Below are 26,166 nucleotides of genomic sequence, written 5' to 3'. Positions count from 1 at the left end.
TGGTTGTAGGATTGAAAATTGGTATTCATATCTTTGATTGTCAGTACTTAAAGATAAAAAATAACCAATTTTTAAGCAAGCTTTTTAATAGAAAAAGCCGCCCCAGGTTTTGAGACGGCTTCTTTTTCTGTTGGCCCACTTGGGCTCCCTTCGGCTGCGCTCAGGGTAAACTTCTCGTCGTAAATCTATTTAAATAAAAAAGTCCCAACCTAAAAAAGATTGAGACTTTCGTTGGCCCACTAGGGCTCGAACCTAGACTCTTCTGGACCAAAACCAGACGTGTTGCCAGTTACACCATGGGCCATTATTGCCACCCCGATGGCTATCGGAGCCATAATGAGGTGGCAAATTTAATACAAAGTTTGGCTTGTACAAACATTTTGTTGCAAAAAATTAATTCAGCCCTCCCAATGTCTTGTTTAGTTAAAAATATCATATCATATTGCACGTTACCTCAATTACATACTTGGGGCTATGTATATTATTAGTAAATTCGTCCCGTTCAAATTTAATTTCACTTATGGGTTCTTTCAACTTTACAAAATGGAACAAAATCACGGGATGGCTTGTCTTTGCGATCGCCCTCACTACCTATTGGCTAACCGTGGAACCAACGGTAAGTTTCTGGGATGCCGGTGAATATATTGCCACCTCCAGCAACCTTGAAGTTGGCCATCCGCCTGGAGCGCCATTATTTCAACTTTTGGGAGCGTTTTTCTCCATTTTTGCGCCAGACGCTTCCTATATTGCGCTTACCATTAACCTAATGTCGGTTTTTGCCAGTGCCTTTACCATTCTGTTTATGTTTTGGTCGCTTACCATTTTGCTTACCAATATAGTTTCAAAACATCAAGAAATAGAAAAGACCACCGCTATTGCCATTATTGGAAGTGCCGCAATAGGCTCCCTCGCCTTTGCCTTTACGGATAGTTTCTGGTTCAATGCCGTTGAGGCCGAAGTATATGCAAGTGCTGCATTTTTAATGTCCGTATTGTTTTACACCGCACTGCGCTGGGAACGCGAAATGCTGGAACCCCGTGGCAATCGATGGGTTATACTTATCGCCTTTATTATCGGGCTTTCGTTTGGGGTTCACTTTATGGCATTGCTGACTATTCCCGCCATTGGATTTCTTTATTTCTTCAAACATTATAAAACAGTCACGATAAAAAATTTCATCATAGCCAATATTGTTACCGTTGCTATTCTTCTTTTGATCTTTAAGCTTTTATTGCCTTGGACGATGAAGTTTTTCAGTGCTTCGGAATTGTTTTTTGTAAACAGCATCGGGCTCCCGTTTAACTCCGGGACCATCTTTGCGGCACTTTTGTTTATCGTTCTTTTTGTGTACGGTTTGCGCTTTACCCGTAAAAAAGGATATGTACAATTGAATACCCTGCTGCTGTGCGTGCTTTTTATATTTATAGGTTTTTCAAGTTGGTTGATGCTGCCCATTCGCGCCAATGCCGGTACTGTTATCAATGAAAACAACCCGAACAACGCCCGCGAGCTTCTGGCCTATTACAACCGTGAACAATATCCAGAAACCCATCTATTTTACGGCCCGCTATTTACAGAAAAATATGTTGGTCTTGATGAAGACAATCCATATAAGGACGATAAGCCAAACTATGAAAAGGATGAGGCTACCGGCAAATATGTGATTGTAAACAACTACAAAAACGCCAGCCAAAACACTGATGATTCACAGAAAGGTTTCTTCCCAAGAATGTGGAGCACAGAGCACAGTACCAACTATTTGGAATTTACCGGAGGTTTGGATTTTTCCATTAAAAGTGAATATTTAAGCGAGCCCAGACTTGTTGAGGAAGTGAACAAATTCAAGCAAGCCTACAACCAGGACTTGGTAGATAAAGATGGTTACGACAAGTTTCTAAAGAATTTTGGGGAGTATCTCGACATCAAAAAACCTTCCTTTTTTCAGAATATGAAATTTATGTTCGAGTACCAGTTTGGCTATATGTACTGGCGCTATTTTATGTGGAATTTCACCGGACGGCAGGACGACGTGCAAGGCCAATACACAGATCTGCACGGAAACTGGATCAGCGGCATCAAATTTATAGATGAGCTTCGTTTGGGCAATCAGGACAATTTACCGAGCGATATGAAAAACAACAAAGCCCGAAACACCTATTTTTTTCTTCCTTTAATCTTAGGAATCATCGGTTTGGTCTTTCACTTTAAAAATGACCAAAAAAGTTTTTGGGTATTATTGGTACTGTTTCTATTTACAGGGCTTGCGCTAAAAATTTATCTGAACGAACGCCCGTTTGAACCTCGGGAAAGAGATTATGCCCTAGTGGGAAGTTTCTACGTTTTTGCAATGTGGATAGGCTATGGCGTGTATGCACTTTTCGACCTGATGAAAAATTATTTGAAGCCAAAAATCGCACTTCCCCTTGTGCTTATTGTTACAGCTTTGGCCGCGCCGGTATTATTGGCTACCCAAAACTGGGACGACCACGACCGAAGCAACCGTTATACCGCACAATCCATGGGCAAAATGTATCTGGACTCGTGCGACAAAAACGCAATCCTCTTCACCATTGGCGATAACGACACGTTCGCACTTTGGTACGCCCAGAATGTTGAGGGCTATCGCCAGGACGTGCGTATTGTGAATACCAGTCTTTTCCAAACAGATTGGTACATAGACGATATGAAGAAGAAAGCCTTTACCAGCGATCCAATTCCTTCGCAGTTAACACACGACAAATACCGCTGGGGCACGCGCGACTTTTTGATCTATCAAAAAACCACGAAGGACACTATAGACATTAAAACGTGGATGAATTTTGTTGCCAACAACAGCCCTGCAACACAAATGGAGCTGCCAAGTGGCCAGCAAGTGCATACCTTTCCTTCAAAAGTGATTCGCATTCCTGTTGACAAGGAAGCCGTTTTGAAAAACGGAATCGTGGATCCAAAGGATGCGGATAAAATCGTTCCTTACATTGACATTAACGTGAAAAGCGATATCATTTACAAGAATAGAATGATGATGCTGGACATTATTGCCAACAATAATTGGAAACGCCCTATATATTTCAGCGGAGGAAGTTTTGGCGATGACGATTATCTATGGATGAAAGATTATCTGCAATTGGACGGCGTTGTCTATAAATTGGTGCCAATAAAAACCCCAATCAACAAAAGAAGCCCCTTTGATATGGGCCGAATTGATGCCGATAAAATGTACGATATCGTTATGTCTTGGGATTGGGGCAATAGTGGTAGTCCAGAAATCTATCACGACACCGAAACCCGCAGAAACGGCATCACTTACCGAAGCAACCTGGCGCGGCTTGCGGAAGCCCTAATAAACAATGACGAAAAAGACAAGGCCGAAAAGGTACTGGACCTTGCAATGGAGAAAATGCCCGTGAAATATTTTGAATATTACAGCCTGCTGGAACCCTATGTTATAGGCTATTATGAATTGGACAAACCCGAAAAGGCCAGAAAGGTATATGACGATGTTACCAAATTATACCAAGAGCATCTTTTATATTATAACAGTCTAAAATTCAATAAACAGCGCGCCATTGCTTCAGATATTATAAGTGATATGGAACGGTACCGAAGCTTGGTGCAACTTGTGGTAATGTATGATGACGAAACTTTTGCCAGAGCAGAAGCAAAAAAATTCAATGATTATTTGAAGCTTTTCCGTCATTTCTACTCGCCAGATGAAGCGATGGATTTGGACAAGGAACTCAAAAAGGATTCGACAATTCAAATTCCCTTGGACTCAAACCTTTTGAAGAAAATGGAACGGGATCCATCGGAAGAAATCGAGAAAGAAGTCCCCGTAAACTAAAAATATTGAAGTTCAATTTGGTAAAAATGCCCAAGTTCATTCAGCGGTTATACCCTGAACGGATTTGGGCGTTTTCACGTAAACAACATTCCGTCTATCTAACTTTTGACGATGGCCCAATTCCCAAAGTTACGCCCTGGGTTTTGGACGAGTTGAAAAAGCACCATGCCAAAGCCACCTTTTTCTGCATAGGCGAAAATGTTCAAAAGCATCCCGAGATTTTCCAAAGAATAATTTCCGAAGGCCATTCCATCGGCAATCACACCTTTAACCATTTGAACGGGTGGAAAACAGCAACTTCAGCATATATTGAGAATGTTGAAAAAGCCGAAAGACAGATGGGAAACAATTCAAAATTCAAGATTCAAGATTCAAGATTATTCAGGCCACCCTATGGAAAAATCACTTCAAAACAAGCTAAAATCCTTCAGCGGAAAGGTTTCAAAATTGTGATGTGGGATATCATCAGCTATGATTATGACGCCGCTATTTCCGAAGAAAAATGCCTTCAAAATGTACTGAAAAACATAAAGCCCGGAAGTGTCGTTGTATTCCACGACAGTTTAAAGGCAGAAAAAAACCTTCGTTATGTGCTGCCGAAGGTTTTGGGGTTTATTGGGGAGAAAAATTGGCTTTGCAAGCCAATAAATTTATCGCGCGGTTAAGTTTAATGAAACGGTGTTCATATCTCCGGTGCCCGAATACCGTTCTGCCCAAATCTCAATATAATCGCCATTTGAAAGCTCTACGGTCCCAATTATTGGCAGTGCGAGGATACCTGCATTTACAAAGAAACCAGTCGCGCCGCGGCCATATACTTTTGTTTGTGTAATAACGCTTCCATTTTTCGCAATATAAAGGATGATAGTGGGATCGCCACTGGCCTGATAGGATACGGAAGCATTTACTTGAAAAAACCTTCTCTTTGCGCCACGATACACGATTCTGTTATTTCCAACTCTTTCGAAACGGAACAGATTATTTGAGGTAGTCGTTCCGGCAACCTTAATTCTACTACCAGAGCCAGTGCCGGTAAATGTTGTTAATTCTCCACTGCCAACGGCGGCATCCAAATTAATATCCCCCGTAGCAACATCATCAGACTCACGAGGGATTCCCGGACAATTTACTGCCCAGGCATTTGTAAAATTATAGCCGGGATAAGATCCTGTTGTATATTTTTTAATAAATCCTCCCGGAGCAGTTGTTGTTCCCGAAAATACGGTACTTAGCAATACGCCACTGCCAACATTTGGGTTGGAGCTTACATCAATGGCAATATCGGCGCCATTCATCGTGCTAAACCCGCTCACTTTTTCAATCAATCCAAAGGTACCTGTAAAGGTTTCAAAAGTACCGTTGTTGGAGTCCAGCCAAGCTTGGTTGCTCAAAAGTAGATTCCCAATATTGTTATAGGTAATTCCTGTAGTATTGTTTACAAATTGCACAATATTCCCAAAATAAAGGCCAATATTTGAAATTGTTCCAACACTTGATAAATTAGCGACAATCGTATTTTGGACCAACAATGAATTACCGCCAGTAATATTGAAAGCACTTGCGCCAGCCCCACCCGTTATGGTAACGTTCCTAATACTTCCTCCCGTTGTTCCTTGGAAGACGGGGCCAGTTGCTTTATAAAGAATATCTTCATTTGCGTCCAAACCAGCAACGTAAGCATCGTTCAAATCTATAGGCGCGGTAATTGTAATGGTGCCGTTTATTTCATATAAAGTATTTGAAACCAAAGTAATCTTACCTCCCGATGGCGCAGGTAAATCAGCGGCTGTCTTCACCAAAACATAATTGTTGCGCTGATTAAACGCTGAATTTATACGCACCCATGTTGCTGAAACCGTGTCGTAATAAAAATATGCCTTTACAGTGGTGTCATAAACCATCAAACTATTTGCAGGCGTCGTAATTGCCAAGCGCTGGGCAGTAGTCATCCGTGGAAGCAAAAGTCCTTTTGAGGTAGAAGTGATATCAAGCACGGATGAGGCATCCGGATTTGTATTGCCGATTCCCACCTGCGCCTGAATGGTCAATGGGAAAAATAAAATTGTAAAGAGAAATAACCTTCCCAATAGAGAAGGTAGTCTGTAGGAATTTTTCATAACAGTTGGGGATAAAGTAAAGTTTTTCCGACAAAAATAATTGCTTTATCAGAAAAAACACACTTTTTAACGATTTTGGCGATCTATTTTAACTTTTTTGTAAGAAATTAAAAAAGAAGAAGAATTTAAAATGCTTAAACACAACAATTTACAAGTTTGAAGAATATAAATCTATGTTGGGGAAAAGTGGACGTAAACCTTAAACGTATTCATTAACAAGCCCAATAAGCGTATTGGCATCCTGTTCGCCGCTTTGGCGCCATTTCATTTCGCCATTTTTGTAGATCATCAAGGTAGGCAGGCCTTTCACGCGAAGTGCTTCGGCAAGTTCCTTATTTTTATCAACGTCTATTTTTATAACCCGTGCTTTGTCGCCAAGTGCGGCGGCAACATCCCTCAATACCGGGTGCATTTCCTTGCAGGCCTCGTCCCATTCTGCATAAAAGTCCAACAGAACCGGGATGCGGGTTTCAATTAATTCTCCAAATTTTGACATTTGCCTGATGTGTTAGTGGAACAATTGTATTTACAAATATAATAAAATAAGTGCCTAAAGTACGTTGAGTGCGCTAAAGTGCCTAAAGTTTTGAGTTTTTACTACTTGGAAACAAGACTCAAGGGACTCAAGAACCAAGACATAATAATCCTTAAAAGGTTCTAAAGCATATTGCGTAACCAGCATTTTACACCTCATTAATTCTCCGCCGCGGCGAATTAGACTACTTTCTTTTTAAGTTGGATAACAGTGATTTCCGGCCAAATTCCCACACGCCCCGGATAGCCCAAAAACCCAAAGCCGCGGTTCACGTTTATGTACCTTCCAAATTCCTCATAAATTCCGGCCCAATTTTTATATCTGTACTTTATGGGGCTCCATTTTAGAATCCCGGGAATTTCAATGCCAAACTGCATCCCGTGCGTATGCCCGCTCAAGGTTAGATGGAAATGGCGCGGATCCTCTTTAACTTTTGCCTGCCAATGCGAAGGGTCGTGGCTCATCAAAATTTTAAAATCGCTTTCTGAAATTTTCTTACAGGCTTTGTCCAGATCGCCTGCCTGTTTAAACCCGTTTTCGCCCCAATTCTCTACACCCACCAAAGCGATTTTTTGCCCGTTCCGTTCAAAATATCGGCTTTCATTCAGCAACAGGGTCCAACCCATTTCCTTTTGGATGGATTTCAATTTCTGAAGGTTTTCAGCTTTGTCCGAAGCACTTTCCCACTTCACATAATCGCCGTAATCGTGGTTTCCCAAAATTGAAAAAACACCCTCTGGGGCTTTCAAAGTAGAAAAAAGTTGTTTCCAATCGTTCATTTCATCGGCGATGTTGTTCACCAAATCGCCTGTAAAAAGAATTACGTCGCTTTGCTGCTCGTTTATAAGGTTTACGGCATATTCCACCTTATTTCGGTTATCGAAACTGCCGCTGTGTATATCGCTAATCTGTGTTAAGGTGAAACCGTCAAATGCATCGGGCAGGTCTTCAAATTCCAAAGCGTATTTCAGTACTTTATAATTGTATTTCCCTTGGATCATTCCATACAGCAGCGATGCGAAAGGAATTGCAGCAATTCCCAAAGCAATGGTGCTCACAAATTTCCTGCGGGAAGCCATAAATTGCGCTTCGTCACTTCCGGCCACCTTCATAAAAATTCCCACGAAAAAACGGCCAATGTCTTCGCCGAACATAAAGATTACTATTATTAGCTTCGGAACAAAAAATGTGAGAAAAATTCCAAAAACATACATCGTATGGATGTCCAACACTTTCCCTGCCCCCAAATTGGAGACCTGATATAGCAAGGCAGCTAAAATAGCTACGGACAAAAACACATATATTCCATAAATCCACGGATTTTTGGTAAGTGTTTTTACAGCCTGAAAGGCGTAAATATCAACAAGAATATAAAAGACAATAAAAATGAACCAGCGCATAGGGTAGAAAGAATTTTTAAAGATAGTGCGTTTCAAAAAAGTGAACCGCTTCTTTACTTTATTTTAACGGTTTTAGTATCTTTTCCGAATAATTTCCTGAAATGCGAATATCCCTGTCTTTTCTCTTTATTCTCTGTTCTTTTTTCTGTTTTTCGCAGGAAAATCCTTCAAAAGAAAAGCTTATCAATTTCGTAAATCCCTTTATCGGCACGGGCGGCCACGGCCACACCTATCCCGGTGCTACGATGCCTTTTGGAATGATGCAGCTAAGCCCAGACACGCGTTTGGACGGCTGGGACGGCTGTAGCGGCTACCATTACAGCGACGAATATATTTATGGTTTTTCGCACACGCATCTCAGCGGAACGGGCGTGAGCGATTATGGCGATGTGCTCTTAATGCCTACAAATGCTGTTAATTTCAATAATGGAGCCGATGGGAAAAGGGGCTATCGCGCACATTTTTTGCACGAAAACGAAACCGCTTCCCCCGGATATTACAAAGTGTTTTTGGATGAAACCAATATTGAAGTGGAACTTACCGTTTCCGAACGAAGCGGAATACACCGTTACACATTTCCGAAGAATTCAAAACAGATTGTAATCCTCGATTTGGAACACCGCGACAAAGTGTTGAGTTCTGAAATAAAAATTCTTTCAAAAACCGAAATTTCCGGCCATCGCCATTCCGAAGCTTGGGCAAAGGACCAGCGGCTTTTTTACAACATCCAGTTTTCCCGGCCTTTTAAAAATTCCAAACAATTCCCCCCTTTAGGGGGGCAGGGGGGTGTTTCCCCTTTAGGGGGGCAGGGGGGTGTTTCCCCTTTAGAAGGGCAGGGGGGTAATCCCCAAGCTACGAAAATCGCCTTTGAATTCGACCCTTCCGAAGGAAACGAACTCGAAATTAAGATAGCAATTTCAGCCGTTGACGAAGCTGGCGCAAAGAAAAATCTGGAAGCCGAAATTGGCAATAAAACATTTCAGCAAGTAAAAGAAGAAGCCGAAACTGCTTGGGAAAACCAGCTGCGCAAAATCGAAATCGAAAGCCCGCCCGCCCCCCAAAGGGAGAACAAATTTGAAAGTCAAAAGAACATTTTTTACACGGCGCTTTATCATACGATGATTGCACCAAATCTGTATCAAGACGTTGATGGCCGTTACCGCGGTATGGATTTGGAAATCCATCAATCCCACGATTTTGAAAACTACACCGTCTTTTCGCTTTGGGACACCTATCGTGCGGCGCATCCGCTTTATACAATCATAGAAAAAGAACGCACCAACGACTTTATAAATTCCCTTTTGGCAAAATATGACGAAGGCGGAATTCTTCCCATTTGGCCATTGGCGGCCAATTACACGGGCTGTATGATTGGCTACCATGCCGTGCCCGTTATTGCCGATGCGTATTTAAAAGGAATTCGCGGCTATGATGCCGAAAAAGCATTTACGGCGATGAAACACAGCGCAACGCAGGACAAGTTGGGACTGAAAAGTTATAAGGAATTTGGCTTTATTTCCGTGGAAGAAGAAAGCGAATCGGTTTCAAAAACGCTGGAATACGCTTACGATGATTGGACCATCGCCGAAATGGCAAAGGCAATGGGAAAGACTGAAGATTACGAGATTTTTTCTGAAAGGGCGCAATACTACAAAAACGTTTTCGACCCCGAAACCAAATTTATGCGCGGGCGTTTCAGAAACACTTGGTTTGCGCCTTTTGACCCGTACGAGGTAAATTTCAACTATACCGAAGCCAATTCGTGGCAATACAGTTTTTACGTGCCGCAGGACATTTCGGGATTGATAAATTTAATGGGCGGAAAGGCCGAATTTGAAAACCAGCTCGATAAACTTTTCACAGCCAAGCAAGAAACTTCCGGTCGCCATCAAGTAGATATAACGGGGCTTATTGGCCAATACGCCCACGGCAACGAGCCCAGCCACCATATGGCCTATCTCTATAATTTTGTGAACAAGCCTGCCAAAACACAGGAAAAAGTCCATCAAATTTTAACTGAATTGTACCAAAACGCTCCCGACGGAATTTCGGGAAACGAAGACTGCGGACAGATGAGTGCGTGGTACGTTTTTAGCGCGTTGGGCTTTTATCCCGTAACGCCCGCGAGCAATCAGTATATAATCGGGACGCCTTTGTTTGAAAGTGCTACAATCAATCTGGAATCCCGAGAAAAGTCGGGAGGGAAAACTTTTAAAATTGAAGCTGAAAATCTTTCCGAAGCCAACAAATATATCGCTTCGGCAAAACTGAACGGAAAATCGTTGCACCGAAGTTTTATAACCCATTCCGAAATTATGGCTGGCGGAAAATTGGTTTTCAAAATGACCGATAAGCCTTCCAAGTGGGCCACGAAAGATGACGAAATCCCCAAAACCGAAATTATCGAAAACCTGATTGTTCCCGCACCATTTATCGCAAAAGGGGAAGTGGCTTTTAAAAATGAAACTGAAATTTCACTCGACGTTGCCCCGGTAAAGTTTATCCAGAGCACAGTCGAAGGGCCCAGCAACCGGACCGAGATTTATTACTCGCTAAATGATTCAGAATTCAAGAAATACACACAACCTTTTACTATTTCGGAAGAAACTATTTTGAGAAGCTATTCGGAGGAGCTTCCCCAAAAGCCATCTGCCAGAAATCTCGGAAAACGGAGCGCTCTGCTCAAAACCCATTTTTACAAAATAGACCCAGACCTCAGCATTACTTTGGAAACCGAATACGCCAACCAATACAACGGCGGCGGCGAAAACGCGTTGATTGATGGCATTCACGGCACCAATGATTTTAGAACCGGAACTTGGCAGGGCTACCATGATACAGATTTAAAAGCGACCCTGAATTTGGGCTCTTTAAAGGAAGTAAAAACGGTTTCGGTAAATTTTCTGCAGGACCAACGGAGCTGGATTTTTTATCCCACGGAAGTTATCTGCTCGGTTTCGGAAAATGGAACGGATTTTACCGACTTGCCAATCCAAAAAATAGAAGTTGAAAAACCTTCGGACGAAACTGAAATAAAAACAATAGAATTTGAAGTAGATAAAAATATCCAATTCATTAAAATTTCAGCTAAAAACTTCGGAGCTCTTCCAAAAGGACATTTGGGCTTTGGCGGAAAAGCGTGGCTTTTTGTGGATGAAATAAGCCCCCTAACCCCCGAAGGGGGAAAGTAGAACCCTTGAAATAGAACTAAACCTAACAGGTTTTAAAAACCGGTTAGGTTTGAGAGAAACTCCAAACCATAAACTTGAAACTATCTTTATGAAACGCAGAAAATTTATCCAAAACGCTTCGCTTTCCACTTTGGGAATTGCAGTGGGAACCTCTGTTTTTGCTTCGGAAATCAAAACTTCCATTTCAGAAGAAAAGAGCCCAAAAAACGAAGCTTCCGGTTTTCCAATGGTAATCGCCACTTGGAACGTAAACGAAAGCACCGCCGAGGCTTGGCGTGTTTTGCAGGAAGGAAAATCTGCCCTCGATGCGGTGGAAAAAGGCTGCAACATTGAAGAAGCAAACGCCGAAGGCCAATCGGTCGGCATTGGCGGCCTGCCCGACCGCGATGGCAACGTTACGCTGGACGCCTGTATTATGAATAAGGATGGCGACTATGGGGCCGTGGTTTATCTTCAGCATATTATGCACCCCATTTCGGTGGCGCGAAAAGTTATGGAAGATACGCCGCACGTAATCTTGGCAGGGAAAGGCGCAGAACAATTTGCGATTTCCGAAGGTTTTAAGCCTGTGGATTTGCTTACGGAAAAATCCAAAAAAGCTTGGGAGGAGTGGAAAAAAACCTCACAATACAAACCAATTATCAACATTGAAAACCACGACACCATCGGGATGCTGGCCATCGATAAAAACGGCGATATTTCGGGTGGCTGCACTACGAGCGGTTTGGCATTCAAAATGGCTGGCCGCGTAGGCGATTCGCCAATAATCGGTTCCGGTCTTTTTATCGATAATGAAGTGGGGGGCGCAACGGCAACCGGTCTTGGCGAGGAAGTTTTAAAAACCGTCGGCAGTTTTTTGATTGTGGAATTGATGCGACAGGGTAAAACCCCGCAACAGGCTTGCGAGGAAGCCATTGGAAGAATCATCAAAAAAAGCCCGAATTACAAAGATTTTCAAGTGGGGTATATCGCGGTGAACAAAAAAGGTGAAACAGGCTATTATTCCATCCACGACGGATTTTGGGTAACGAAATACCAAAATGGCAAAAACGAAAATATCCCTTCGGATTTTTATGATAAATATTAATTTGCTTTGCGTTCTCTGCGCCTCTGCGGTTAAATGATCACCGCAAAGACGCAAAGATCGCAGAGAGGTAGAAACAATTGTATCAACAGCAACAACTAACCATGACCGAAAAGAAATCCTTCCGCTCCGCCTTTATAACCGTTACCGTGCTATTTTTCCTTTGGGGATTCATTACCGTTTTGGTGGATAGTTTGATTCCCCGTTTAAAAGACGTTTTTGAATTGAGTTACTTTCAAGCCGGACTGGTTCAGTTTGCCTTCTTTTTGGCGTATTTGGTAATTTCGGTTCCTGCGGGAGCTTTGCTTTCGCGAATCGGGTATCAAAAAGGAATAATTGTGGGCCTGGTTACCATGGCCGTGGGTTGTCTGCTATTTTATCCGGCCGCATCCGAAAGGGTGTTTTGGATATTTTTGGTGGCCTATTTCACGCTCGCGGGCGGAATAACCGTGCTGCAAGTGGCCGCCAATCCCTACGTTTCGGTTTTGGGAAGTGAGGATGGCGCCTCCAGCCGATTGAATCTTTCACAAGCCTTCAACTCCTTGGGAACGGCAATCGCGCCATTGATAGGAGCGTCGTTTTTGTTGAGCGATACGATTAAATCTTCGGAAGAAATTTCGGTTTTGACAGATGTGGACAGAAGTTCCTATTACGTTTCCGAAGCCGCCGCAGTGCAGACACCCTTTCTTTTTATCGCAGCGTTTATCGGGCTTCTGGCTTTGTTATTCGTATTTATAAAACTTCCGAAGATATTGGAAAAAAACCCTGTGGGCGGCTATGGAAAATTGCTGAAAAACAAAATCGTTATGCTCGGCGCGCTCGGCATTTTCCTGTATGTGGGCGCCGAAGTTGCCATTGGCAGTTATTTGGTGAATTATTTTATGAGCATGAATATTTCTGAAATAATTCTTCAGAACGAAAGCATGAAATACCTTGCCGAGAATCTTTTAAATACCGATTTGGGCACAATTGACAGCAAGGCCATTGTGGGTGCCTTTGTAGTTTTCTATTGGAGCGGCGCGATGGTTGGCAGGTTTGTAGGCGCTTATCTCACGCGAATTATGAAACCTACAAAGGTGCTTTCCATCTTTGCCTTTTTGGCAATTATAATGCTGCTAATCTCGATGAACACGGGAGGTTTAACGGCTATGTGGTCCATTCTGGCAGTAGGACTTTTCAACTCTATTATGTTCCCGACCATTTTTGCTTTAACGATTGACGGGCTGGGCGATTTAAAACCGCAAGCTTCCGGGCTGCTTTGTATGGCCATTGTGGGCGGAGCGGTTATTCCGCCTGCCTATGGTTTTTTAACTGACAATGTAGGTTTTAAAGTTGCGCTTCTACTTATAATTGCCTGCTATGGCTACATTTTTATTTTTGGAAGAATAAAGAGCCGCACACTCAAATAGTTAGGCCGTAAATTTTCATTCACTAAAAAAATCGTGCCCTTCACTAAAAATTTATCGCTGTAAAAAAATCCATGCAATACATTTAGAGAAAGTTTAACTCCCGAATTGTTTAAATTTTCGCTCATGAACAATGCACTTATCTATATAACCGCGGGAGCTCTTTTTGACACGTTTGGCGATTTATTGATGAAAACTTGGGTAATCAGCAATAGTAAAATACATTTTGCGGGAGGGATGCTCTTTTATGTAATTGGGTTAAGTTTTTTAGCTTACAGTTTTACCTTTAAAAATATTGTTGTAGCCTCAGTAATGTTTTTAATTTTTAACGTAATTCTGCTTTCTCTTATAAACTGGATGGTTTATAGTGAAACACTTTCAAATAAAGAAATTACCGCATTGGCTTTGGGCCTAGTGTCAATTGTTTTATTTGAATTCAATTAAAAAGGCCGCTGTGGGGTGCGGCCTTTTTAAAATATTTTATTGTCGATACTGAATTAAGGAGAAGGTAATGCCAAGGTATTATTTTTGAAATTGAAAGTAACATTGATCACGTTAACCTCAAATTTCAGTATTGAAAAGAAAAGTCGCTTTTGAGGAGGAGCGGCTTTTGCTTTTTTATTGCGCAAAGATTATTTCGCCCTTGCTTTCCTGTTCCTTGAATTTCATTACAAGTTCCAAAGCATCCGGAATTACGTCGCTACAACATATAATGAGTGATCCTTTCTTTGCGTTTTTAACCGCATACGTAATGGCCTCTTTTTCTGAAGGAATCACGGTCGTTTTTTTGTTCGGATCCTTCATTTTGATACCGTCATTGAGCATTTTGATGAGTGCTTCTTCCGATTTTCCGCGCAAATGCTTGTCCTGCCTGATAATTATTTCATCAAACATTTCGGCGGCAATGCTTCCCAGTTCATTGGTATCTTCTTCCCTTCTATCGCCTACTCCGGCAATGATACCCACTTTAACCGTCGCCTCCAGGTTGTCCGTGAATTTCTGGAGCGCTCTCATTCCCGCCGGGTTGTGGGCATAATCAAGTAAAATAGTGAAATTTTCAAACTTAAAAAGGTTCAACCTGCCGGGTGTTTGCGAAGCCGAAGGGATAAAGGTTTCCAAAGCCACTTTCATATCTTCAATTCCGATTCCGCGAACGTTCGCTGCAATAACGGCGGGAAGAATATTCTGTATCATAAAAGTTGCCTTTCCGCCAAACGTCAACGGAATATTTTCAGCTTTCATAATGCGCATTTTCCACGTGCCGCGGCAAATTGTTATATATCCATTTTCATAAATAGCCGTAATTCCGCCAAGTTTTTGAAGTGCTTTTATCCGCGGATTTTCTTCATCCATGGAGAAAAGCGCGAGGTTACAATTGATGCTTCTCCGCATTTCATAGACCAAATCGTCATCGGCATTTAGAATTGCGTAGCCATCGGGCAATACCGTTTCCGGGATTACGCCTTTTACCTTTGCCAGTTGTTCCACCGTGTGGATTCCCTTCAATCCCAAATGGTCTGCCGCAACGTTGGTAACTATACCCACATCACATTTTTTGAAACCAAGGCCGGCGCGCAACAATCCGCCTCTGGCACATTCCAAAACGGCAAAGTTTACCGTTGGGTCTTTCAGCACAAACTCGGCACTTGCGGGACCGGTGCAATCGCCTTTCATCAATAATCTATTTTGGATATAAACCCCGTCGCTGGTAGTGTAGCCCACGCGATAGCCTTTCATTTTTGCAATGTGCGCGATCAAGCGGGTAGTGGTGGTTTTTCCATTGGTTCCGGTTATGGAAATAATAGGAATACGCCCCGTATCGCCGTGATTTGGAAAAAGTTTATCTACCACTGGAGCAGCTACATTTCGGGGCAGACCTGTGGTTGGGGCCAAGTGCATTCTAAAGCCAGGACCTGCGTTCACTTCCAGCACAGCGCCCCCGGTTTCCTCCAAAGGTTGGCTGATGTCTGTGGTCATAATATCTATACCACAAATATCGAGGTCTATTATTTTTGAAATGCGTTCGGCCATGGAAACATTGGAAGGATGAACGATATCCGTAACATCTTCCGCCGTACCGCCCGTACTGAGATTCGCGGTATCTTTTAAAATTACCACTTCATCTTTTGGGGGAACAGAATCTTCGGTATAGCCCTTGGCAGCGATGATTGTTCTGGTTAAATCATTGATCGTGATTTTGGTAAGTACATTTTCGTGGCCATACCCGCGACGCGGGTCTTTGTTCACTTCTTCCACCAGTTCTTTAATGGTTGATTTTCCATCGCCCACAACATTTGCGGGAGTGCGTTTTGCCGCTGCTACCAGCACATTGTTTATAACGAGCAATCTGTAATCTTCGCCAGTAATATATTTTTCGATAATCACTTTTGAGGAAACATTTTTCGCGGCGTGAAATGCCACCAAAGCATCATCATAGTTTTTAACGTTTACCGTAATGCCGCGGCCGTGATTTCCGCCAACGGGTTTTACTACCAAAGGAAAGCCAACATATCTGCAGGCTTCTTCCAGACTGCTTTCGCGACCGATAATATCACCCCGAGGCACAAGTACTTCAGCCTGTTCCAAAAGGTATTTTGTATCTTCTTTATCGCAGGCCAATTCCACGCCAATACTGCTGGTTTCGGAAGTTACCGTGGCCTGGATTCTTTTTTGGTTGGCGCCATAGCCCAATTGGCATAACGAATATTTATTCAAACGAATCCATGGAATTCCTCTGCTTTCAGCCTCTTCAACAATGGAACCTGTACTTGGCCCCAGGCGTTCGTCTTCCCGGATTTCGCGCATTTTTTGGATATCGGCTTCCAAGTTGTAATCTTTCCCAGCAATCAATGCTTCACAAATTTCAACGGCGGCTTTTGCGGCATAGCGGCCCACATTTTCCTCAATATAACTGAAAACCACATTATAAACGCCCTTTTCGCCATAACCGCGCGTTCTTCCAAAGCCGGTGTCCATATCGGCCAAGGTTTGTATTTCCAACGCTATATGCTCAATAACGTGCCCCATCCACGTACCTTCTTCCACACGCTGGAAAAATCCGCCCGGTTCACCCACACTGCAGCGGTGGCTGTACATACTCGGGAACATAGCTTTAAGTCGCTCACTAAATCCTTCAATTTTATTGGAGGGAAGCGCTTCCATTTCCTCCAGGTCCAAGACCATTACTATTAATTTATGGCGGCGTATAGACCAGTAATTTGGCCCCCGCATGGCGTTGATTTCTCTAATTCGCATAAGTTGACGGATTTGTTGGTTTCGTATGAATTTGATAAATATATGATTAATTTTTCTAACAATTACCGTATTTTTGTCCGCAAATCAAATAAATTCATGAGCGTAAAAGGCACCCTGATCCCCATAGGTGGAAATGAAGACAAAGGAAATGGAGAAAACGAAAGATATACTTTAGAATATATACAACGCGGTATTCTTTCCCGCGTGGTTCGCGAGAGCGGTGGCGTAGATGCGACGATTATAGTAATTCCCACCGCCTCCAGTATTCCGGTGGAGGTAAGCGAAAATTATCTGGATGCTTTTAATAAGCTGGGCTGTAAAAACGTTCATATTATGGACATTAGAAGCCGTGAGGAAGCCGAAAATCCAGACTTCCTCAATCTGATGAAAAAAGCCGACTGTGTGATGTTTTCTGGCGGGGACCAATCAAAAATCGTAAGATATATTGGCGGCACTGCGTTAGATGCGATTATAAAAGACAAATACGAAAACGAAGCGTTCGTAATTGCCGGAACAAGCGCAGGAGCCATGTGCATGAGTGAAGAAATGATAACTGGCGGTGGCGTGCAGGAAGCATTTACCAAAGGTGCGGTAACCATGGGCCAAGGAATGGGTTTTATACCAAATTTTATTATTGATTCACACTTTATCCGCCGTGGGCGTTTTGGCCGATTGGCTGAAGCGGTAGCTCGATTTCCTATGAAAATAGGAATCGGACTGGCCGAAGACACCGGTTTGGTAATAAAAAACCGCAACAATTGTGAAGTGATAGGTTCAGGAATGGTCATTCTTTTTGATCCTCGCAGGCTGATACACAACAACCGAGAGGCGATACCAGAGGGTTCTCCTATGTCTATAACGAATCTGAAAGTACATATTTTGGCCCACGGTGACAAACTGGACATTAAGGAGAAGCGCGTTCATATCTCCCCAATCCATCTGGAAATGACAGATGTTGAAACGTTGTAATTGTTAATTGTTAATTACGATAAAATCAATTGGATCCACAGCATCAATCCTTATAGATACTTATCTCCTTTTTTTCTTCGGATGTTTTAAAAGCACGGTACATCCCTTCGGTGTTGAAGGGCATTGCGATGTTTCCTTCGGTATCAACGGCAATTAGGCCGCCATCGCCGCCAATTTCCAAAACTCTCTTATTGATAACTTCGGTGGCAGCTTCTTCCACGGTCATGCCTTTGTATTCCATCAAACAGGAAACATCATAAGCAACCACGCCGCGGATAAAGTATTCACCACTGCCCGTACAACTTACCGCACAGGTCTTATTGTTTGCATAGGTTCCCGAGCCAATCATCGGGCTGTCGCCCACACGGCCCCAGCGCTTGTTGGTCATTCCGCCGGTTGAGGTTGCGGCGGCAATATTTCCGTTTTTATCGCAGGCCACTGCCCCCACGGTGCCAAACTTGCCTTCCCTTTTCATGCTGTGGTCCAACTGAAATTTGTCGCTATCCTTTATGTTTTGCCATTGCTGGTAGCGGTGTTCGTCATAGAAATACTCCGGGGTTTCCAATGTATAGCCCAAGCTTTTTGCAAACCGCATCGCGCCTTCGCCTGCCAAAAAAACGTGCTCGGTTTTTTCCATTATATCGCGCGCCAAGGAGATTGGGTTTTTAATTCCCGTTATCAATGAAACTGCGCCTGCGTCCAAAGTTTTCCCGTCCATAATGGCGGCATCCATTTCGTGGGTGCCGTCGTTTGTAAAAACGCTTCCCTTTCCGGCATTGAAAAGCGGGGAATCTTCTAAATGGATCACGGCAGTTTCAATGGCTTCCATTGCAGAGCCATTGTTTTCCAAAACGGCATATCCTTTTTCAAGTGCTTCATTTAAAGCGGCTTTGTACTGTTCCTCTTTTTCGGGCGTCATCAATCCTTTTACGAGCGTTCCGGCACCGCCGTGGATGGCTATGGAATATTTTTTATTCATTATTGTTATTATTTATTAAAGGCGAAAAATACGAATTGCGATCAAATATCTTCCGAAAAGAAATTGAAAAAAAATTGTACCTTGAAAATTCTAACCAATTGATTCTCTATTGAAAATAGCTGCGCTTTGTATTTTTCTTACTTTCGGATGTCTCGGTTTTTCCCAAAACGGAAGTGCGCTTTCTGAAAAGAAAAGCCTTTTACTTGCAATAGAGGCAACCAGCAATACTTCAGAAAAAGTGCAGCATTATACCGATCTGGCTTGGGAGTACATCAATACCCAAAACGACAGTGCGCTAATTTATGCCAACAAGGCCTTTAAACTTTCCAAAGAAAAAAAATACCCTTTGGGCCAAGCCATCGCACTGGAAACCAAAGGCTTCTACCACGAAATTGTGGACGGTAATTATGAAAAGGCGAGCAAGTTTTATTTTGAAGGCATTGCTATTTGCGAGGAATATAAGTTGCCTTATTCGGCTTCAATTTACCATACATTGGGCGTTATGTTCCACACAACGGACAGTTATGAAAACGCTTTAAAATATTACACCATTGCCTATGACCTGGCGAAGAACAGCAATGATTTGGAGCTTCAGAAAAAGTGCTTGATAAACATGGGCTCCGTTAATTCTTCCCTTGAAAATTTTGAGGAAGCTAAAAAGTACATGCGCGAAAGTTTGGAAATAGCCGTGCGCAAAGAACTGGATTACAGTATTTACGCCAATTTGGGAAATCTATTGACCAAACAGGAAAATTTTGCCGAGGCCATGCCCTACATTGAAAAAGCCACGGAAATAAATCCTGACAACCCAGATTCTGAATTGAACCTCTATTTTTTACTTTCCGCCAAAGCAAAATCACGGGACAGCACAAACATGAACGGCGTTTTAAAACGTGCCGAGGCCGCCGTAAATACCGTGGGAATACGAGATAAAAGCTTGTTGCTTCGGAGCTTGGCGGACTATTACACTTTCACCGGAAATTATAAAAAAGCACTTGAATATAGGGATGCCTATGTAAACGTTTTTGAGGAAATAAAAGAAAAACAACGCGACGAAACTGTTTTTGAACTGGAAGCACAATATGAAACCGAAAAAAAACAACGCGAGTTGGACAAAAAGGAAGCGGCCCAAAAACTATTGTTTTGGGTTTTGGGTTCCATTTTGGTTCTGTTTGGGTTTTTGGTTTTCTTTTTTCTTAAAAACAGACGTAAAAACAAGCAGCTCTCAAAACAGAAAAAACTCTTGGAAGCTACCGTAGATGAAAAAAATGTGTTGTTGAAGGAAACGCACCACCGTGTAAAAAACAGTTTTCAAATTGTGTCCTCATTGCTTTATCTGCAATCTGAGAATATTGTGGACAAAGAGGCGAAATTGGCCGTGAAGGAAGCGCAGAACCGGGTTCGCTCCATGGTTTTGATCCATCAAAAATTGTATAGCAAAGAGCAATTGGTGGGCATTAGCACCGAAGAATATTTTATCGATTTGACCAAGGATATTTTTGAAAGCCACCAATTTGAGGAAAGCGCAATAAAATACAGTTTAAATGTGGAGCCCTTGGTCTTGGATATAGAAACCATCACGCCATTGGGCCTCATATTGAACGAACTGATTACCAATGTTTTAAAACACGCCTTTAAGCCAGTTTCCGAAAAAAGCGAAATGCAAATTAGGTTCAAAAAAAGTGGAGAATCACTTCAACTTCAAGTGGAGGATAACGGTTTAGGGATGCCTTCGGAGGTTAAGGAAAATTCATTTGGCATCCAGCTAATAAAGGCTTTGGCAAAAAAATTAAAAGCGACCGTAGCTTTCTCAAAAGGGACTTTAAAAGGAACTTTGGCCACTATTGAAATTCATCGGTTCAATGAGCTTTAATATGATATTTCGCATGACTTTAAATCATTCCGAAGATCCGTTTCACTAAAAAAAGAATTAACTTCACTAAAAACTTAAAGCCTATTCTATCTGTTAACCATAGCTTCCCTTTCAGAAAAGCAAAAAATTGAAAGCATTAAAAATCTATATCGTAGAGGACGAGCCGCTTATTGTAGCCACGATAACTTCGGCTTTAAAAAAGCACGGCTTTCATGTGCTTGGCGATAGCGATGAATATGACGAAGCCTTGCCCGCAATAGAAAACACCCAACCCGATCTGGTTTTGGTGGACATTCAACTGGAAGGCGCAAAAGACGGAATAGACCTTGCCTCAGCCCTGGACAAACGCGCCATTCCTTATCTATACCTCACATCGCAAACCGATCCTGAAACCATAAAAAGAGTTAAGGAAACGCAACCGTTGGGCTATATTGTAAAACCTTTTACCGAAAATGGATTGCGGAGCAACATTGAACTGGCTTGGCATAATTTTTCTTTGACCAATCAAGATTTTATACTGCTAAAAACCGAAGGGCGCACCCATAGAATAAACCAAGACAGCATTCTGTATTTGAAAGCCTTTGACAATTATTGCTATGTGGTTACGGCTTCAGATACTTTTTTGGTGCCGCACACCTTAAAGAAAACTTCCGAAAAACTAAACCGCGATAATTTTATACAGACCCACCGCTCATATTGGGTAAATATTAAAAAAATTTCTTCCACTACTCCTTCAACCGTTTATTTAGGTGAAGAAGAAATTCCTGTAAGTGCTTCCCATAAAGATATGCTGCTATCTCGACTTCAAGAATAGTAGCTTTTTTCATCAAAAAGGATTTTCACTAAAAAAAGGGCCCGCTCCGCTAAATAAATTTCCCATCAAAGATCAACTGCAATATTTTTATAGTAATTAATCATCCCTTTTTGCTCAAAAAGAGGCTGTCCATAGAACTTAACCTGCCCTTGCTTTTTAAAAGAAGTGATTATGAAAAATACTATTTTAATAAGCCTTTTGCTTTTTGCACAAATTGCAATTTCACAAGTTTGTGCTACCGGAAACATAAGTTTGCCAAACCAGGCCGCGGTGAATACTTTTGTTGCAACCTATGGCGGCACCGGTTGCAATACTATTAACGGAAGCTTGATCATAGGTGGTTCAGCAACCGATTTTTCTGGGCTTTCATTTCTTACGACAATAACGGGAAATTTTACGATTACAACCTCAAGTATCTCACTGAATGGGCTACAAAATATTCATACCGTCGGCAATAATTTAGAGGTAACGGCCTATTCTGGAGGCACCATCAATTTAGCGGGATTAAACACCGTGGGAAATTCATTATGGATACACGGCAACAGTGCCGGTGCCGTAAATTTAACGGGACTGGCCACCGTGGGAAATTATTTGGATTTTGACAACAACACCAACTTAACCACTTTAAACCTCAATGCACTCACAGCCGTTGGCCATTTTTTTTATATTGCTGCCAATCCAAATTTAACGACTGTTAATTTCAATGCGCTTTCAACGGTGGGCAATTACCTTAACATAAATAACAATGCCTCCCTGAACACCCTTAATTTACCCGCGCTTTCATCAGTGGCCGCTGGTCTTACTCTTCAAAATAATGGCGCATTGGCTACTCTGGAAATTTCTTCACTTGAAACCATAGGAGGCGACTTTAACATAAATAATAACGATGCGCTAACCATCCTTCCCAGTATGGCGAGCCTGAGTTATATAAATGGTAGCTTTATTGCTATTAATAATGCGCTATTGGTTGATATATCCAGCATGGAGGCCATTAATTATATCAAGAGCAATATCATACTCCAAAACAACCCTTTGCTGGATGAATGCTGTGTACTTATCAATTTTATAAATGGCACTTCGCACGTGGATGGGAGCATTAGTGCTTTTGGAAACAGTACCAACTGCAATTATTTTTCGGCCATTATACCCTATTGCCAGAACACCCAAATAGACAGCGACAATGATGGCATTCTTGATTCCCAAGACAATTGTCCAAGTTCGGCAAACAATGACCAATTAGATACCGACGCCGACGGCGTGGGCGATGTGTGCGACAACTGCCCCACCTTTGCCAATGCCTCTCAAACCGACACCAATAATGATGGCGTGGGTGATGCCTGTGAAAACGACCCCACAACAAATACCGGAAGCAGTGGCGGCGGTGTGGGGATAAACACCACAGACCCCAAAAGCGTATTGGAAGTAACCGATGGCGATGTATTTATAAATAACCTACACCGTGGCATCATTATGAAGAGCGCGGCAGGAAAATGTTTCCGTTTTCAGACTGATGACAAAGGTAATTTGGTCGGTAAGGAAATTACTTGTCCAGATAATTAAGAATAGTTGCGATTTCATGATTCAACTAGTTTTGTGAAAAGAAAGCCGCTTTGGGGAGCGGCTTTTTTTATTGGTATCATGCACGTTTTCCAAATACTTCTTTTTACTTTTGAAGCACATCCTTATCCAAAATTATGTCAGAAAAAAAACGCCTCTTTCTTGTTGATGCCTATGCTCTTATTTTCCGGGGCTATTTCGCTTTAATAAAAAACCCGCGCTTAAACAGTAAAGGTCAAAATACCTCAGCCATTATGGGGTTTATGAACTCACTCATAGACGTTGTGAAACGGGAACGCCCAGACCATCTGGCCGTTTGTTTTGACAAAGGCGGCAGCGAAGCCCGAAACGAAATGTTTCCCGAATACAAGTCCAATAGGGATGAGACCCCAGATGCCATACGGTTTGCCATTCCCTACATTTATAATATTCTGGAAGCCATGAATATTCCAATCATGGTAAAGGATGGCTTTGAGGCCGATGACGTTATTGGCACCTTGGCAAAAAAAGCCGAAAAAGAAGGCTACACCACCTATATGGTTACGCCAGACAAGGATTTCGCACAATTGGTTTCCGAAAACATTTTTATATATCGCCCCGTTTTTGGTGGCGGCTATGAAACTTGGGGAATTCCAGAGGTCCAGAAAAAATTTGAGGTAAAAGACCCATTACAGGTAATTGATTTCCTGGGAATGATGGGCGATAGTAGCGACAACATCCCCGGGCTTCCGGGCGTTGGGGAAAAAACCGCCAAGAAATTTATAGCTGAATTTGGCTCTATGGAAGGCCTACTGGCAAACACTGCACAGTTAAAAGGCAAAATGAAGGAAAAGGTTGAGGCCAATGGCGAAATTGGTCTGCTCAGCAAAAAGTTGGCAACCATTATGCTGGACGTGCCCGTAGAGTTCAACGAAGCCGATTTTGAGATGTGCCCGCCAGATACTCAAAAGGTTTTGGAAATTTTTGATGAACTTGAATTTAGAAGGCTGAAAGATAATTTCCTGAATGCTTTTTCCATAGAAGGAATGGCTTCCATCGGCACGGATCGTCAAGACAAATCAGTAAAAGAAACCGCTGGCAGAACATCCCCCTCAACCCCCCTTCAAAGTGGAAAGAAGGCAGGCGAAGGCCAATTCTCGCTTTTCGGCAATGATGGCGATACTGCCCAAACCATAAAAAACTACAGTTCGCGTGCAACCATAGAAAACACCGAACATTTTTACCAGACCGTACAACCGGGGATGGGCACCAAGCTCTTTCTTCAGAATTTGATGAAGCAGCAAAGTGTGTGTTTTGACACCGAAACCACGAGCGTTAATCCTTTGGAAGCAGCGCTTGTTGGCATCGCTTTTTCGTGGGAAAAAGGAAAAGGTTTTTACATTCCCTTTCCCGAAAATCGTGAAGAAGCGCAACGACTTTTGGAAGAACTCCGCCCGTTTTTTGAAGATGCATCCATTGAAAAGATTGGTCAGAATTTAAAATACGACATCAAGGTTTTGGCGAAATACAACATTTCGGTAAAAGGAAAATTGTTCGATACCATGCTCGCGCATTATCTCATAAATCCGGATATGCGCCACAATATGGACGTTTTGAGCGAAACGTATTTGAATTATACACCCGTTTCCATCACCGAATTGATTGGAAAAAAAGGAAAGAACCAACTCAATATGCGCGATGTTGAAATTGAAAAACAGACCGAATACGCCGTGGAGGATGCCGACGTAACATTTCAGTTGAAGGAACATTTCGAGAAAGAACTGGGCGAGGCCAATACCCAAAAGTTATTTGATGAAATTGAAGTGCCGCTGCTTCGGGTTTTGGCAGCCATGGAACTGGAAGGCATCAACCTCGATAAAGAATTTCTGAAAAAACTTTCCGTGGAATTGGACAAGGACATTCTTCAACTTGAAAAACACATTTATGAAGAAGCCGGCGAAACCTTCAACATCGCCTCGCCAAAACAGCTGGGCGATATTCTCTTCGGAAAAATGAAACTGATAGACAAGCCGAAAAAAACTAAAACCGGCCAATATTCCACCGCCGAGGACGTGCTTTCCTATTTGGCGAAAGACCATAAAATAATCCGCGATGTTTTGGAATACCGTGGACTCACCAAGCTGAAAAGCACCTATGTTGATGCGCTTCCCGGACAGGTGGAACCAACGACTGGCAGGGTTCACACAGATTATATGCAGACCGTCGCGGCCACGGGCCGTTTGAGCAGCAACAACCCAAATTTGCAGAATATTCCAATCCGTACCGAACGCGGACGTGAGGTGCGAAAAGCGTTTATCCCCAGAAACGAGGATTACGTGTTAATGGCAGCGGATTATTCGCAAATAGAACTCCGCATTATTGCCGCGTTGAGCGAAGAGGATAATATGATTGAGGCCTTTAAAAATGGCGAGGATATTCACGCCTCGACGGCTTCAAAAGTGTTCAATGTGCCTTTAAATGAAGTAACCCGCGAGCAACGAAGCAATGCCAAAACCGTAAACTTCGGGATTATTTATGGCGTTTCTGCTTTCGGCCTTAGCAACCAAACCGACCTGTCCCGAACAGAGGCGAAGGATTTGATTGACACCTATTATAAAACCTATCCAAAACTTCGCAATTACATAAGCGAGCAAATAGATTTCGCCCGCGAAAATGGCTACGTGCAAACGGTTTTGGGAAGAAGACGCTACCTAAAGGACATCAACGGAAGAAACCAAGTGGTGCGCGGTGCCGCTGAACGAAACGCCGTAAACGCCCCAATCCAGGGAAGTGCGGCGGATATTATTAAAATTGCGATGATAAACATCCACAAAAAGTTGGAAGCGGAAAATTACAAAAGCAAAATGCTGCTTCAAGTGCATGATGAATTGGTTTTTGACGTTTACAAACCTGAGCTTGAAAAACTAAAAACGATGGTAAAGCATGAAATGGAAAACGCTTATAAACTTACCGTGCCGTTGGATGTAGATTTGGGCGTGGGGGCAAATTGGCTGGAGGCGCATTAGGCCCCCTAACCCCCGAAAGGGGGGAACTAAGTGACCAAAAAAAAATGATTGTCCGAAATTAGTCAAAAAATTAAGTCAATGCTGATTGTGTCATTCCGACGCAGGAGGAATCGCATTATATTCCAGGTTCCAAATTT

16 protein-coding genes and 1 tRNA gene are annotated in these 26,166 nt (G+C 42.5%); 11 read left to right on the top strand and 6 right to left on the bottom strand.

Annotated elements, in window-relative coordinates; genetic code table 11:
- Nucleotides 1–231 precede the first annotated feature (231 nt).
- Nucleotides 232–304 (bottom strand) — tRNA-Gln (locus POV26_RS13810).
- A gap of 216 nt (nt 305–520) precedes the next feature.
- Between POV26_RS13810 and POV26_RS13805 the strand changes: the two genes are divergently transcribed.
- Together POV26_RS13805 and POV26_RS13800 are read left to right on the top strand one after the other, a co-directional pair.
- The gene (locus POV26_RS13805; protein WP_272857052.1) at nt 521–3,844 is read left to right on the top strand and encodes a glycosyltransferase family 117 protein; all 3,324 of its coding nucleotides are present in this window, start codon (nt 521–523) and stop codon (nt 3,842–3,844) included.
- A 26-nt stretch (nt 3,845–3,870) separates the two neighbouring features.
- Nucleotides 3,871–4,509 carry a polysaccharide deacetylase family protein gene (locus tag POV26_RS13800; RefSeq protein ID WP_272857051.1) on the top strand — a complete coding sequence of 213 codons (639 nt, stop codon included), beginning with the start codon at nt 3,871–3,873 and terminating at the stop codon, nt 4,507–4,509.
- On the opposite strand, the gene POV26_RS13795 is transcribed toward POV26_RS13800, so the two are convergent.
- From POV26_RS13795 to POV26_RS13785, 3 genes are all read right to left on the bottom strand, one after another.
- Nucleotides 4,495–5,961, bottom strand: coding sequence for an autotransporter outer membrane beta-barrel domain-containing protein (locus POV26_RS13795; protein WP_272857050.1), 1,467 nt, complete (start codon nt 5,959–5,961; stop codon nt 4,495–4,497). The two genes, POV26_RS13800 and POV26_RS13795, sit on opposite strands and share 15 nt — an antisense overlap.
- Nucleotides 5,962–6,160: 199 nt before the next feature.
- Complete coding sequence (locus tag POV26_RS13790) at nt 6,161–6,457, bottom strand: thioredoxin family protein (protein ID WP_272857049.1); 297 nt, start codon at nt 6,455–6,457, stop codon at nt 6,161–6,163.
- A gap of 218 nt (nt 6,458–6,675) precedes the next feature.
- Nucleotides 6,676–7,896: a metallophosphoesterase gene (locus tag POV26_RS13785; RefSeq protein ID WP_272857048.1), complete on the bottom strand. Its 1,221-nt coding sequence runs from the start codon at nt 7,894–7,896 to the stop codon at nt 6,676–6,678.
- A 101-nt stretch (nt 7,897–7,997) separates the two neighbouring features.
- On the opposite strand from POV26_RS13785, the gene POV26_RS13780 reads away from it, so the two are divergent.
- From POV26_RS13780 to POV26_RS13765, 4 genes are all read left to right on the top strand, one after another.
- Nucleotides 7,998–11,087: a GH92 family glycosyl hydrolase gene (locus POV26_RS13780; protein WP_272857047.1), complete on the top strand. Its 3,090-nt coding sequence runs from the start codon at nt 7,998–8,000 to the stop codon at nt 11,085–11,087.
- An 88-nt stretch (nt 11,088–11,175) separates the two neighbouring features.
- Nucleotides 11,176–12,174, top strand: a complete 999-nt coding sequence (locus tag POV26_RS13775; RefSeq protein WP_272857046.1) for an isoaspartyl peptidase/L-asparaginase family protein — start codon at nt 11,176–11,178, stop codon at nt 12,172–12,174.
- 101 nt (nt 12,175–12,275) lie between these two features.
- Nucleotides 12,276–13,580: a sugar MFS transporter gene (locus POV26_RS13770; RefSeq protein WP_272857045.1), complete on the top strand. Its 1,305-nt coding sequence runs from the start codon at nt 12,276–12,278 to the stop codon at nt 13,578–13,580.
- A 123-nt stretch (nt 13,581–13,703) separates the two neighbouring features.
- Nucleotides 13,704–14,021: a hypothetical protein gene (locus POV26_RS13765; protein WP_272857044.1), complete on the top strand. Its 318-nt coding sequence runs from the start codon at nt 13,704–13,706 to the stop codon at nt 14,019–14,021.
- Nucleotides 14,022–14,195: 174 nt separating this feature from the next.
- Here the strand turns inward: POV26_RS13765 and cphA are convergent, their stop codons facing one another.
- Nucleotides 14,196–16,832: a cyanophycin synthetase gene (cphA, locus tag POV26_RS13760; RefSeq protein ID WP_272857043.1), complete on the bottom strand. Its 2,637-nt coding sequence runs from the start codon at nt 16,830–16,832 to the stop codon at nt 14,196–14,198.
- A gap of 96 nt (nt 16,833–16,928) precedes the next feature.
- On the opposite strand from cphA, the gene POV26_RS13755 reads away from it, so the two are divergent.
- Nucleotides 16,929–17,801 carry a cyanophycinase gene (locus POV26_RS13755; RefSeq protein ID WP_272857042.1) on the top strand — a complete coding sequence of 291 codons (873 nt, stop codon included), beginning with the start codon at nt 16,929–16,931 and terminating at the stop codon, nt 17,799–17,801.
- Between the two features lie 43 nt (nt 17,802–17,844).
- Here POV26_RS13755 and POV26_RS13750 read toward each other — a convergent pair whose 3' ends face one another.
- Nucleotides 17,845–18,780 carry an isoaspartyl peptidase/L-asparaginase family protein gene (locus tag POV26_RS13750; protein ID WP_272857041.1) on the bottom strand — a complete coding sequence of 312 codons (936 nt, stop codon included), beginning with the start codon at nt 18,778–18,780 and terminating at the stop codon, nt 17,845–17,847.
- Nucleotides 18,781–18,889: 109 nt separating this feature from the next.
- Between POV26_RS13750 and POV26_RS13745 the strand changes: the two genes are divergently transcribed.
- The 4 genes from POV26_RS13745 to polA all read left to right on the top strand — a co-directional run bounded on the left by POV26_RS13745 (nt 18,890) and on the right by polA (nt 26,029).
- Nucleotides 18,890–20,653 (top strand): tetratricopeptide repeat-containing sensor histidine kinase, encoded by a 1,764-nt coding sequence (locus POV26_RS13745; RefSeq protein WP_272857040.1) that lies wholly within the window; start codon nt 18,890–18,892, stop codon nt 20,651–20,653.
- Nucleotides 20,654–20,780: 127 nt separating this feature from the next.
- The gene (locus tag POV26_RS13740; RefSeq protein ID WP_272857039.1) at nt 20,781–21,467 is read left to right on the top strand and encodes a LytR/AlgR family response regulator transcription factor; all 687 of its coding nucleotides are present in this window, start codon (nt 20,781–20,783) and stop codon (nt 21,465–21,467) included.
- A 171-nt stretch (nt 21,468–21,638) separates the two neighbouring features.
- Entirely contained in the window at nt 21,639–23,027 is a 1,389-nt protein-coding gene (locus POV26_RS15405) for a thrombospondin type 3 repeat-containing protein (RefSeq protein ID WP_272857038.1), read from the top strand.
- 134 nt (nt 23,028–23,161) lie between these two features.
- On the top strand, nt 23,162–26,029 hold the full coding sequence (gene polA, locus POV26_RS13730) for a DNA polymerase I (protein WP_272857037.1): 2,868 nt from the start codon (nt 23,162–23,164) through the stop codon (nt 26,027–26,029).
- The last annotated feature ends 137 nt before the right edge of the window (nt 26,030–26,166 follow it).

The organism is Aequorivita todarodis (assembly GCF_028561335.1).
GTDB lineage: Bacteria > Bacteroidota > Bacteroidia > Flavobacteriales > Flavobacteriaceae > Aequorivita > Aequorivita todarodis.
The sequence above is the reverse complement of the archived record's forward strand: the minus strand, read 5'-3'. Positions and strand labels throughout refer to the sequence as shown.

Coding starts and splice junctions, on each gene's coding strand:
- POV26_RS13785 (WP_272857048.1), bottom strand. CDS start 7,896: ATGCGCTGGTTCATTTTTATTGTCTTTTATATTCTTGTTGATATTTAC.
- POV26_RS13800 (WP_272857051.1), top strand. CDS start 3,871: ATGCCCAAGTTCATTCAGCGGTTATACCCTGAACGGATTTGGGCGTTT.
- polA (WP_272857037.1), top strand. CDS start 23,162: ATGTCAGAAAAAAAACGCCTCTTTCTTGTTGATGCCTATGCTCTTATT.
- POV26_RS13770 (WP_272857045.1), top strand. CDS start 12,276: ATGACCGAAAAGAAATCCTTCCGCTCCGCCTTTATAACCGTTACCGTG.
- POV26_RS13765 (WP_272857044.1), top strand. CDS start 13,704: ATGAACAATGCACTTATCTATATAACCGCGGGAGCTCTTTTTGACACG.
- POV26_RS13805 (WP_272857052.1), top strand. CDS start 521: ATGGGTTCTTTCAACTTTACAAAATGGAACAAAATCACGGGATGGCTT.
- POV26_RS13780 (WP_272857047.1), top strand. CDS start 7,998: ATGCGAATATCCCTGTCTTTTCTCTTTATTCTCTGTTCTTTTTTCTGT.
- POV26_RS13755 (WP_272857042.1), top strand. CDS start 16,929: ATGAGCGTAAAAGGCACCCTGATCCCCATAGGTGGAAATGAAGACAAA.
- POV26_RS13795 (WP_272857050.1), bottom strand. CDS start 5,961: ATGAAAAATTCCTACAGACTACCTTCTCTATTGGGAAGGTTATTTCTC.
- cphA (WP_272857043.1), bottom strand. CDS start 16,832: ATGCGAATTAGAGAAATCAACGCCATGCGGGGGCCAAATTACTGGTCT.
- POV26_RS15405 (WP_272857038.1), top strand. CDS start 21,639: ATGAAAAATACTATTTTAATAAGCCTTTTGCTTTTTGCACAAATTGCA.
- POV26_RS13750 (WP_272857041.1), bottom strand. CDS start 18,780: ATGAATAAAAAATATTCCATAGCCATCCACGGCGGTGCCGGAACGCTC.
- POV26_RS13790 (WP_272857049.1), bottom strand. CDS start 6,457: ATGTCAAAATTTGGAGAATTAATTGAAACCCGCATCCCGGTTCTGTTG.
- POV26_RS13775 (WP_272857046.1), top strand. CDS start 11,176: ATGAAACGCAGAAAATTTATCCAAAACGCTTCGCTTTCCACTTTGGGA.